Source organism: Burkholderia sp. (assembly GCF_018375725.1).
Lineage (GTDB): Bacteria > Pseudomonadota > Gammaproteobacteria > Burkholderiales > Burkholderiaceae > Burkholderia.
Genome location: NZ_JAHACR010000126.1, coordinates 1 through 10714, shown reverse-complemented (window position 1 = coordinate 10714; position 10714 = coordinate 1). Strand labels below are relative to the sequence as shown.

The following is a 10714-nucleotide window of genomic DNA, read 5'->3' as shown; positions in this document are numbered from 1 at the left end:
GCCGATATCGATCTCGGCCTTGCGCCACTGCAGACGCGCCCGCGCGACGTCGGGCGCATCGTCGACGGAAGGAGGCGACGCATCCGGGCGCGGCTCATCGTCGTCGAAGCCCGTGCGTTCGCTAAAGGGGCGGGCGCTCGGCTATTTGTCCCGGCGTGAATACAGCCGCTCCGAACTCGCCCGCAAGCTCGCGCCGTATGCGGGCGAAGACGAATCGGTCGAGCCGCTCCTCGACGCCCTCGAACAGGAGGGCTGGCTGTCGGACGCGCGTTTCGCCGAAAGTCTCATGCATCGCCGCGCGTCGCGCGTCGGCGTCGCGCGGATCGTCAATGAACTGAAACGGCATGCGGTCGGCGACACGCTCGTCGAAGCGGTCGGCGCGCAGCTGCGCGAGACGGAATGGGCGCGTGCGCAGGCGGTGTGGCGCAAGAAATTCGGTGTGCTGCCGGAAACGCCCGCCGAGCGCGCGAAGCAGGCTCGCTTCCTGGCGGCGCGGGGCTTCTCGAGTGCGACCATCGTGAAATTGCTCAAGGGCGGCGAAGAGCTGTTCGGCGACGACTGATCGCCACAGCTGCCGTGCGCGATCTTGCCGCATGGAACCGCTTTCGCGCGTGCAGGAATTCCGATATCTGCGTCAATTTGCCGCTGCGTCAACCTGGCGCTGCGACAAAGTGTCCCGGGTGCCCGATATGCTAGAATCCGCAGGTTTTCCTTTCCGGCCTCAACCTCCAGCATGCCGCTATCCGAGCCCGTACCCCGTCAGTTGCGACATCGACGCGCAATTCGAGCGGAAGCCTACGAGCGTGACGACGGCTTGTGGGATATCGAGGCTAGCCTGACCGATCACAAGCCGCGCGATGTCGCGCTTGCGTCGGGCATCCGGCCGAACGGCCTGCCGATTCATGAACTCTGGCTGCGCGTTACCATCGATCGTGACCTTAATGTCGTCGACGCCGAAGCGTCGTCGGAATGGGTTCCCTATCCCGGTCAATGCGAAGCCGCCAATCCTGCCTACCGTGCCCTTATCGGGCTCAATCTCTTCCGCAACTTTCGCCGTGATGCGTCCCGACTTCTGGCCGGCGTCGCAGGCTGTTCCCATCTCACCGAGCTGTGCGCCGTGCTGCCGACTGCGGCAATCCAGGCATTCGCCGGCGACGTGTGGGCGGTTCGCGAGCAAGGCGAGGAGACGTCTGCGCAAGACGGCGTGCACGAGGAGCCGCCGTTTCAGCTCGGGCGTTGCCAGGCGCTGCGGTTCGACGGAGAGGTGGTGCGGCGGTTCTACCCGCGTTGGTTCGGCGCGAGTCGGCCGGAACGCGATGGCATGAAGGAATAAACGGAAAAACATACAAAGAAGCGTCTAAAACGACATTTCATCCAACACTCAGACTGAAGGGAATCACGCATGAAGATTCACGAGTACCAGGGTAAGGAAATCCTGCGGAAATTCGGAGTCGCGGTACCGCGCGGCAAGCCGGCGTTCTCGGTTGACGAGGCCGTCACGGTGGCGGAGGAGCTGGGCGGCCCGGTGTGGGTCGTGAAGGCACAGATTCACGCGGGCGGCCGCGGCAAGGGCGGCGGCGTGAAGGTGGCGAAGTCGCTCGAGCAGGTGCGCGAGTACGCGAACCAGATCCTCGGCATGCAGCTGAAGACGCACCAGACCGGTCCGGAAGGCCAGAAGGTGAACCGCCTGCTGATCGAAGAGGGCGCGGACATCAAGAAGGAACTGTACATCGGCATCGTGATCGACCGCGTGTCGCAGAAGGTCGTCGTGATGGCGTCGAGCGAAGGCGGCATGGACATCGAGGAAGTCGCTGCGAAAACGCCGGAAGCGATCCACAAGGTGGCGGTCGAGCCGTCGCTGGGCCTGCAGGACGCGGAAGCCGACGATCTCGCGAAGAAGATCGGCGTGCCGGACGCATCGATCCCGCAAGCACGTGAGATCCTGAAGGGCCTGTACAAGGCGTTCTGGGAAACCGACGCATCGCTCGCCGAAATCAACCCGCTCGTGGTCACGGGCGACGGCAAGGTGATCGCGCTGGACGCGAAGTTCAACTTCGATTCGAACGCGCTGTTCCGTCATCCGGAAATCGTCGCATACCGCGATCTGGACGAAGAAGATCCGGCTGAAATCGAGGCGTCGAAGTTCGACCTCGCATACATCTCGCTCGACGGCAACATCGGCTGTCTGGTGAACGGCGCGGGCCTCGCGATGGCGACGATGGACACGATCAAGCTGTTCGGCGGCGAGCCGGCGAACTTCCTGGACGTCGGCGGCGGCGCGACGACCGAGAAGGTCACCGAAGCGTTCAAGCTGATGCTGAAGAACCCGGACCTGAAGGCGATCCTCGTGAACATCTTCGGCGGCATCATGCGCTGCGACGTGATCGCGGAAGGCGTGATCGCCGGTTCGAAGGCCGTGAACCTGAACGTGCCGCTCGTCGTGCGCATGAAGGGCACGAACGAGGACCTCGGCAAGAAGATGCTGGCCGAATCGGGCCTGCCGATCATCTCGGCGGACAGCATGGAAGAGGCTGCGCAGAAGGTCGTCGCGGCTGCCGAAGGCAAGTAAGCAGCGCCCGCAGGCCCGGCGCCGTGCGCCGGGCCTGCGGGCCAGGAAAACCTGGGGCGGCCCGGCGTTTTCTTGGCGCGCTCAATGAACACGCATGGCGGCGCGGTTTGCACGCGACGCCAATCGAACAGAGGTCAAAATACATGTCGATTCTGATAAACAAGGACACGAAGGTCATCACGCAGGGTATTACCGGCAAAACCGGTCAGTTCCATACGCGCGCCTGCCGTGAATATGCGAACGGCCGCGAGGCATTCGTCGCGGGCGTGAACCCGAAGAAGGCCGGCGAGGATTTCGAAGGCATTCCGATCTACGCCAGCGTCAAGGAAGCGAAGGAAGAAACCGGCGCGACCGTGTCGGTCATCTACGTTCCGCCGGCAGGCGCCGCTGCGGCGATCTGGGAAGCGGTCGAAGCCGATCTCGATCTCGCGATCTGCATCACGGAAGGCATCCCCGTCCGCGACATGATCGAAGTGAATGACCGCATGCGCCGCGAAGGCCGGAAGACGCTGCTGCTCGGGCCGAACTGCCCGGGCACGATCACGCCGGACGAGCTGAAGATCGGCATCATGCCGGGCCACATTCACCGCAAGGGCCGCATCGGCGTCGTGTCGCGCTCGGGCACGCTGACGTATGAAGCGGTTGCGCAGCTGACCGCGCTCGGTCTCGGCCAGTCGTCGGCTGTCGGCATCGGCGGCGACCCGATCAACGGCCTGAAGCACATCGACGTCATGAAGATGTTCAACGACGATCCGGATACGGACGCGGTCGTGATGATCGGCGAAATCGGCGGTCCGGACGAAGCCGCGGCAGCCGAGTGGATCAAGGACAACATGAAGAAGCCGGTCGTCGGCTTCATCGCGGGTGTCACGGCGCCTCCGGGCAAGCGCATGGGCCACGCCGGCGCGCTGATCTCGGGCGGTGCGGATACGGCCGAAGCGAAGCTGGAAATCATGGAAGCGTGCGGCATCAAGGTCACGCGCAACCCGTCGGAAATGGGGCGCCTGCTGAAGGCAGCGCTGTAATTTCGTCGCGGAACGTCCAGCAGAAAACGCCGGCCTCGCCGGCGTTTTTTGTTATGCTCGCGAAACGCTTCTGTAAGGCCCGAAGCGGAATATGTGACAGACGGCGTGCATCCCGATGCGGCCGTTCACCGGATTTCCCTTTTATTTCCCGTTCATGCTCGAATTCCTGACGTCGCTCCATTGGGGCGCAGTGCTCCAGATCGTCATCATCGACATCCTGCTCGGCGGCGACAACGCCGTCGTGATTGCACTCGCTTGCCGCAACCTGCCCGAGAGCCAGCGTCTGCGCGGCGTCATCTGGGGCACCGCCGGCGCGATCGTGCTGCGGGTCACGATGATCGCGTTCGCGGTTGCGCTGCTCGATGTGCCGTTCCTGAAATTCGCAGGCGGTGTGCTGCTGCTGTGGATCGGCGTCAAGCTGATGGTGCCGGCCGCCGACGCGCATGCGAAAATCAAGCCGGCCGACAAGCTTTGGACAGCCGTCAAGACGATCGTGATCGCCGATGCGGTGATGAGCCTCGACAACGTGATTGCGATCGCCGGCGCGGCGGAACAGGCCGAACCGGCACACCGGATCGCGCTGGCGGTCTTCGGCCTCGTCGTCAGCATCCCGATCATCGTGTGGGGCAGCACGCTGGTGCTGAGGCTGCTCGACCGTTTCCCCGTCTTTATCACGCTCGGTGCGGCGCTGCTTGGCTGGATCGCGGGCGGCCTGATCGTGCACGACCCGGCGGGCGACCGCTGGCCGCTGCTCGACACACATGCCGTGATCTACGGAGCCAGCATTGCCGGTGCGCTGTTCGTCGTGTCGGTCGGCTACGTGCTGAAGCGGCGCCGCGCCGCGGCGAGTTCGTCCGGCTCACACTGATGCGTTGGCCGTCCGGCCGACTGCCGCCCTTGCGGCCCGCTGGCTACGATCGAAACGCCTGCCATGACCGGCAGGCGTTTTTCGTTTCCGGAGCCCGCCATGTTCGAAGCCTTTTCCGTTTCACTGTTCCGCCGTTTTGCCATCGGCCTGCGGCATGCACGCAGGCCGGCACTACGCTGGCGTCCCACCGGTTTCACGCTGATCGAACTGATGATCGTGCTCGCGATCGTCGGCGTCGTCGCTGCGTATGCGATCCCGGCCTATCAGGATTACCTCGCGCGTTCGCGTGTCGGCGAGGGGTTTGCGCTGGCCGCTTCCGCACGGCTTGCAGTCGCGGACAATGCCGCCAGCGGCGCGGGCCTCGCCGGCGGCTATAGCGCACCGGCCGCGACGCGCAACGTCGAGGCGGTGCGGATCGACGACGAGACGGGTCAGATATCGATTGTGTTCACGGCACGCGTCGCGCCCGGCGGCGCGAATACGCTCGTGCTGGTGCCTTCCGCGCCGGACAAGGCCGACACGCCGACGGCGCGTGTGCCGCTGAAGAAGGGCGTGATGCAGGCCGGCGCGATCGCGTGGGAGTGCTTTGCGGCGGGCAAGGCGTCGTCGTCGCTGCCGGCGCCGGGCTCGGGGCCGTTGCCGGCCGATGCGGCAACGCTGCCGGCGAAGTACGCGCCGGCCGAGTGTCGCGCATAGCGGGCAATACGCGGCGGGCGGGGCGGTGCAATCGGTATCCGGGTGACTGGGCGGGCGTCTGCAATGCCAGGATGCTCCTGGCCGGATACAGTTTCGGCATGCGGGGCGACGGCGTACCTCTGTGGCATCGTGATGCGTATCGCGGGCCGGTCCCGCACAGAACAGGGAATTTTTTGTATAGTGCGCCGGTTGCTGACACCCGGTTTGCTCATGTCTTCTCCTTTTTCCCGTTCACTGCCGCTGGTTGCGCTGGCGGTTGCGTTGATCGTGCCGTATGCGATCACGAATCACACGTACCCGATTCCAACCTTCTATTCCGAGTTTTCCGCGCTGGCGCTGTATCTGCTGCTGGGCGCGACCGTCATCCTGTCCGTCCGCGCGAGCCGCCCGCTGGCGCCGTTTGCCGCACCGGCCGCATTCGCCGCACCGCTCGGATTCGCGGCGGTATTGATTGCACAGGTCGCGCTGATGCCGCTGAAGCAGCCGTCGATGAACTGGCTGGCGCTCGGCTATCTCGGTGCGTCGCTGGTTGCGATGCAGGCGGGTTATGCGCTGGCGCGCGAGAATCTCGCCGAGCAGGCCGCTCGGATGATGGCGGGCGCGCTGCTGGTCGGCGGCGTGTTCGCCGTGCTTTGCCAGATCGTGCAGTTGTTCAGGCTGGAGTCGGTGGTGTCGCCGTTTGTCGTGATGTACAACATCGCGACCGATCGCCGTCCATACGGGAACATGGCGCAGGCGAACCACCTGGCGACCTACATGGCGTTCGCGCTCGCCGGCGCGCTGTATCTGGTGCAGACGCGCCGGCTCGCCGCATGGGCGTGGCTCGTGCTGTCGATCGTGTTGTCGTTGGGGCTGGCGCTCACGGTGTCGCGCGGGCCGTGGCTGCAGGTCGCGGTGATGGCGGTCGCCGGATTCTGGATGGCGTGGGCCGAAGCGCGTCGCCGGCCGGGCGCGCCGGGCAACGCGCGCGCGTGGCTGGTGCCGGTCGTGCTGGTCGCGGTATTCGTTTTGGTGAATGCCGCAGTGCGCTGGGCGAACGTGCATTATCACCTGAACCTCGCGGAGTCGGCCGCTGACCGGATGCGCGATGCCGGCCAGATCACGCCGCGCCTCGCGCTCTGGAAATACGGTCTGGCGATGTTTCGCGAGCATCCGCTGCTCGGCGTCGGCTGGGGCGAATTCCCGGTGCATCAATTCGCACTCGCGCGCACGCTCGGCGGCGTGGAGATCGCGAACAACGCACACGACATCTTCATCGACCTGCTCGCGAAGTCCGGCATCGCGGGCCTCGGCGTGCTGGTCGTCGCACTCGTGATGTGGTTCGTGCGTGCGCTGCGCGTGCCGCACACCAGCGCGCGCGTGTTCGGTTTTGCGCTGATCGGCATCCTCCTGATGCACGCGCTCGTCGAATATCCGCAGCAGTACATGTTCTTCCTGCTGCCGGCGATGTTCGTGGTCGGCCTGCTCGAAGTGAAGCCGCTGCGTCTTGTGCCGGGCCGCGCCGCGTTCGGTCTTTTCGCGCTGTTGTCGTTCGGCGGCCTGATCGCGATGATGCCGGTGTTGCGCGATTACCAGCGTGCGGAAGTGCTCTATTACGGCAGTGATCCCGCCGCGCAATATCGCGACGCGCCGTCGCTGTTGTTCGGTGCGTGGGGCGACTACGGCGCGGCGACGCTGCTGACGATCTCCCGCGACGCGCTGCCGCAGAAGCTTGCGGCACACGAGCGCGCCATTGCGCTGTTGCCCGGCGAGACGGTGCTGCGCCGCTATGCGGTGTTGCAGGCGCTGGATGGCCGCGAGGCGGATGCGATGGATACGGTCGAGCGGCTGCATATCTTCGCGAACCAGTTGAAGGACTGGCCGACGCAACTCGCGGAACTGTACAAACTGTGTGACGCGCAGCCTGCGTTGAAATCGTTCAAGGCTGCGGTGCTGGCAAAGTACGGCGCTGCACCGGCCAATGCGGCCGACGATTCGGATGACGACGAGGAGGAGTGAACGTCACCGCCACGGTATTGGCGATGAAGGGGCGGCGCATGGCGATTTCGTCTTGCGCCGCTCGCGTGCCGTCGCCTGAGACCGCGGTCGTGCGCGGGCGCGCGGGCTGCAGCGCCGCGCGCCGACAGATGACGGCGGCATCGCTGTCAGCGCCGGATTTTCCATGCCGCCGGCATGGCTTGTGCGGTCAATCCGCGCGGCTCACGCCGCCTTCCAGTCCCCCGACTTCCCGCCGCGCTTCTCGCGCACGCTCACGTCGGTGATCACCATCCCGCGATCGACGGCCTTGCACATGTCGTAGACGGTCAGCAGCCCGACCTGCACGGCCGTGAGCGCCTCCATTTCCACCCCCGTTCGCCCGAACGTCTCGACCTGCGCGACGCAATGGACGCCCGGCAACGCGTCGTCCAGCTCGAAATCGACGGTCACGCGCGTCAGTGCAAGCGGATGACACAGCGGAATCAGGTCGGCGGTTCGCTTCGCGCCCTGGATCGCCGCGATGCGCGCGACGCCGATGACGTCGCCTTTCTTCGCGCGCCCGTCGCGGATCAGTTCGAATGTGGCCGGCAGCATCCGGATCGTGCCGCGCGCGACGGCGATGCGCTGTGTTTCCTGCTTGCCGCCGACATCGACCATGTGCGCATGGCCCGCGGCGTCGAAATGGGTGAGTCCAGACATGTCGTGCTCCTTTACAGGGCGCCTATCATAGCAGCGGCATGCGCCACCGCCCGCGTCCCTGCGTCGCGCGTGGCGGATGTTCCGGGCCGCGCCGGTACAATGGCCACGATATTCATACCAATCGCCGCGATGCGCGCAGCGCGCGGGCCGGCGTTGCCATCATCCTGCCATGCGTGTCAAACAGTTGCTTGCTGCGTCGCTGTCGGTTGCGCTCGCGCTGCCGCCGGACGGTTTCGCGCAACGCGCGGGCGCGCCCCCGCTCGATACGGTGCCCGCCGGATCGCCGTCGATCTCCACCGTGCCGGCCGGCATCGCGCCGGGCGTGTTCGGCACGTATGGCGGCGCCGAAAGCCGGTTCTCCGGCGCCAACGGTGCGTCGAGTCCCGCCGCGGACTGGCGCACGCCGCTCAAGGCCCTGCAGTTGCCCGATCTCGGCGACGGCTCGGGCGGTGCGCTGACGCCGCAGGCCGAGCGCAAGCTTGGCGAGCGCGTGATGCGCGAAGTGCGGCGCGATCCGGACTATCTCGACGACTGGCTCGTGCGCGATTACCTGAACGAAATGGCAGCGCGACTCGAAGCCGCCGCCGCCGCGCGCTACATCGGCGGCTATACGCCGGACTTCGACCTGTTCGCGGTGCGCGATCCGCAGATCAACGCATTTTCAATGCCGGGCGGCTTCATCGGCATCAATAGCGGGCTCGTCGTGACGACACAGACCGAGTCCGAGCTGGCGTCGGTCGTCGGTCACGAGATGGGACACGTGCTGCAACGCCATATCGCGCGGATGATCGGCGCGAACGAGAAGACCGGCTATACCGCGCTCGCGACGATGCTGCTCGGCGTGCTGGCCGGCGTACTGGCGCGCAGCGGCGATCTCGGCAGTGCGATTGCGATGGGCGGCCAGGCGTTCGCGGTGGACAACCAGTTGCGGTTTTCCCGGTCGGCCGAGCGCGAGGCCGATCGTGTCGGCTTCCAGCTGCTCGCGGGCGCGGGCTACGATCCGTACGGCATGCCGGGCTTCTTCGAGCGGCTCGACCGTGCGTCGATGGGCGACGCGGGTGTGCCGGCATATGCGCGCACGCACCCGCTGACGGGCGAGCGGATCGCCGACATGGAGGACCGGGCGCGGCGCGCGCCTTATCGTCAGCCGCGCCAGTCGCCGGAATACGGCTTCGTGCGCGCGCGGCTGCGCATCCTGCAGAACCGCGCACCGACCGACATCGCGGCCGAGGCGCGCCGGATGCGTGCCGAGATCGACGCGCACACTGCCGCGAACGTTGCCGCGAACGAGTACGGCATCGCACTCGCGAACACGATGCTCGGTGATTACGGCTCGGCGAGTCAGGCGCTTGCGGCCGCGCGCAGCGCATTCGGCGCGGCCGCGCGTCGCGAGGACGATCCGTCGGCGAGCTCGCCGAGTCTCGATGTGCTCGCGGCGGATCTGGCGCGCCGCGCCGGGCGAACCGACGACGCGGTGCGGCTTGCCGCGCTCGCGCAGCGGCGCTGGCCCGCCTCGCACGCGGCGATCGTCGCGCATCTGCAGGCCTTGCTGGCCGCGGGCCGTTTCACCGAAGCGCAGACGCTTGCCCGCACGCAGACCCAGGCGGATCCGCTGCAGCCGGACTGGTGGGACTACCTGGCGAAAGCGAGCGACGGCCGGGGTGACGTGCAGGCGCGGCGCCGTGCGCTTGCGGAAAAGCTCGCGCTCGACGGCGCGTGGCCGGCGGCGATCCGCCAGTTGAAGGAGGCGCGCGACGCAAAGAGCGTGACGTTCTACGAGCAGTCGATGATCAGCGCGCGCCTGCAGGAATTCGAGGCGCGCTACAAGGAAGAGCGCGAGGACGAGAAGAACAGCCGCCTCTGAGCGGCTGCGTCATTGCCCGCCGTGCGGTGTGCCCCGAGCCCGCGTGGCCGGGCTCGCGACAAAGCCGAAGCGCGCGGGCACGTCGGCGGATGAGACCGTGCCGAGCGGCAATGCGGTGCCGCTGCGCCAGCGCAGGACGGGCGGCGCGGCGTCGAGATCGGCGTGATCGGCGAACAGTCCGAGATCGTGGTCGTGCAACGACGCAATGCGCGGTGGCGTGCCCGCATCGCGGAATAGCACGCCGCCGGTGTCGTCGAGCCACGCTTCGGCCGGTTCGAACGGCTGGCCGGTCTGGTCGGTGAGGACAAGCTGACCGTCCCGCTCGGCGAGCCGGACGATCCACGGCGTATAGGCGAGCTCGACGTAGACGCGCTGCGGCCCGTTCTGGAAGAACCACTGGCCGTGCTCGTCGCATTCGTAATTGCGCGCGATGAAACTGGCCAGCGCCGCATGGCGGATCGGTGAACCAAGCTCGCCGGCCGCCTGCGCCGCATCGTCGCGCATGCGCCAGTCGCCGCGTCGGTCGAGCAGCAGCCAGCCGGTGCAGTGAGGCACGTTCGGCCACTTGGCGAGCGCCTGTTTGACGATGTCATCCATGGTCGACAAATTTCGAGCAATAGGCGAACACCCGCGCCGACAGCCAGTCGAGCCGGCCGGGGAACGGCCCGGTCATGAATCCCGCATGACCGCCGTGCTCGGGCTGGTCGAGCTCGACGACAGGCGACACGTCCGCCGGGCCGGGCAAGGCCGACGCCGGCAGGAACGGATCGTTGCGGGCATTGAGGATCAGCGTCGGCACGTCGATCGCCGGCAGCAGCGGGCGCGTCGTCGCCTGGGTCCAGTAGTCGTTCGCGTCGGCGAAACCGTGCAGCGGGGCGGTCACGACGTCGTCGAAATCGTGCATCGTCACCGCCGCGAGCATCGCCTCGCGATCGAACAACCCCGGAAACTGATCGAGCTTGAGGAGCGCCTTGCGCTTGAGGGTTTTCAGAAAGCTGCGCGTGTAGATCATGGCG

11 protein-coding genes are annotated in these 10714 nt (G+C 66.6%); 8 read left to right on the top strand and 3 right to left on the bottom strand.

Translation table 11 applies throughout. The features are described from left to right. The 7 genes from recX to KH616_RS14570 all read left to right on the top strand — a co-directional run. Window positions 1-562: recombination regulator RecX (gene recX / locus KH616_RS14600; RefSeq protein ID WP_292246000.1), on the top strand; the 562-nt coding region annotated here is incomplete at its 5' end. Window positions 563-733: 171 nt separating this feature from the next. Next, window positions 734-1333: a DUF2889 domain-containing protein gene (locus KH616_RS14595; RefSeq protein WP_366834631.1), complete on the top strand. Its 600-nt coding sequence runs from the start codon at window positions 734-736 to the stop codon at window positions 1331-1333. Between the two features lie 69 nt (window positions 1334-1402). After that, the gene (sucC, locus tag KH616_RS14590; protein ID WP_292245997.1) at window positions 1403-2569 is read left to right on the top strand and encodes an ADP-forming succinate--CoA ligase subunit beta; all 1167 of its coding nucleotides are present in this window, start codon (window positions 1403-1405) and stop codon (window positions 2567-2569) included. 143 nt (window positions 2570-2712) lie between these two features. After that, window positions 2713-3594, top strand: coding sequence for a succinate--CoA ligase subunit alpha (gene sucD, locus KH616_RS14585; protein ID WP_292245994.1), 882 nt, complete (start codon window positions 2713-2715; stop codon window positions 3592-3594). A gap of 154 nt (window positions 3595-3748) precedes the next feature. Next, on the top strand, window positions 3749-4462 hold the full coding sequence (locus KH616_RS14580) for a TerC family protein (protein WP_292246003.1): 714 nt from the start codon (window positions 3749-3751) through the stop codon (window positions 4460-4462). Window positions 4463-4561: 99 nt separating this feature from the next. Beyond that, the gene (locus KH616_RS14575; RefSeq protein WP_292245991.1) at window positions 4562-5158 is read left to right on the top strand and encodes a pilin; all 597 of its coding nucleotides are present in this window, start codon (window positions 4562-4564) and stop codon (window positions 5156-5158) included. A gap of 210 nt (window positions 5159-5368) precedes the next feature. Continuing rightward, window positions 5369-7156: a Wzy polymerase domain-containing protein gene (locus tag KH616_RS14570; protein WP_292245988.1), complete on the top strand. Its 1788-nt coding sequence runs from the start codon at window positions 5369-5371 to the stop codon at window positions 7154-7156. A 201-nt stretch (window positions 7157-7357) separates the two neighbouring features. On the opposite strand, the gene moaC is transcribed toward KH616_RS14570, so the two are convergent. Beyond that, entirely contained in the window at window positions 7358-7834 is a 477-nt protein-coding gene (gene moaC, locus KH616_RS14565) for a cyclic pyranopterin monophosphate synthase MoaC (protein ID WP_292245985.1), read from the bottom strand. A gap of 169 nt (window positions 7835-8003) precedes the next feature. Here moaC and KH616_RS14560 point away from each other — a divergent pair, with 169 nt between their 5' ends. Next, window positions 8004-9698 (top strand): M48 family metalloprotease, encoded by a 1695-nt coding sequence (locus KH616_RS14560; RefSeq protein ID WP_292245981.1) that lies wholly within the window; start codon window positions 8004-8006, stop codon window positions 9696-9698. Window positions 9699-9707: 9 nt separating this feature from the next. On the opposite strand, the gene KH616_RS14555 is transcribed toward KH616_RS14560, so the two are convergent. After that, window positions 9708-10295, bottom strand: coding sequence for a DUF2946 family protein (locus tag KH616_RS14555; protein WP_292245979.1), 588 nt, complete (start codon window positions 10293-10295; stop codon window positions 9708-9710). Further along, window positions 10288-10714: alpha/beta fold hydrolase (locus KH616_RS14550; protein WP_366834627.1), on the bottom strand; the 427-nt coding region annotated here is incomplete at its 5' end. The genes KH616_RS14555 and KH616_RS14550, both read right to left, overlap by 8 nt.

Coding starts and splice junctions, on each gene's coding strand:
- KH616_RS14595 (WP_366834631.1), top strand. CDS start 734: ATGCCGCTATCCGAGCCCGTACCCCGTCAGTTGCGACATCGACGCGCA.
- sucC (WP_292245997.1), top strand. CDS start 1,403: ATGAAGATTCACGAGTACCAGGGTAAGGAAATCCTGCGGAAATTCGGA.
- sucD (WP_292245994.1), top strand. CDS start 2,713: ATGTCGATTCTGATAAACAAGGACACGAAGGTCATCACGCAGGGTATT.
- KH616_RS14580 (WP_292246003.1), top strand. CDS start 3,749: ATGCTCGAATTCCTGACGTCGCTCCATTGGGGCGCAGTGCTCCAGATC.
- KH616_RS14575 (WP_292245991.1), top strand. CDS start 4,562: ATGTTCGAAGCCTTTTCCGTTTCACTGTTCCGCCGTTTTGCCATCGGC.
- KH616_RS14570 (WP_292245988.1), top strand. CDS start 5,369: ATGTCTTCTCCTTTTTCCCGTTCACTGCCGCTGGTTGCGCTGGCGGTT.
- moaC (WP_292245985.1), bottom strand. CDS start 7,834: ATGTCTGGACTCACCCATTTCGACGCCGCGGGCCATGCGCACATGGTC.
- KH616_RS14560 (WP_292245981.1), top strand. CDS start 8,004: ATGCGTGTCAAACAGTTGCTTGCTGCGTCGCTGTCGGTTGCGCTCGCG.
- KH616_RS14555 (WP_292245979.1), bottom strand. CDS start 10,295: ATGGATGACATCGTCAAACAGGCGCTCGCCAAGTGGCCGAACGTGCCT.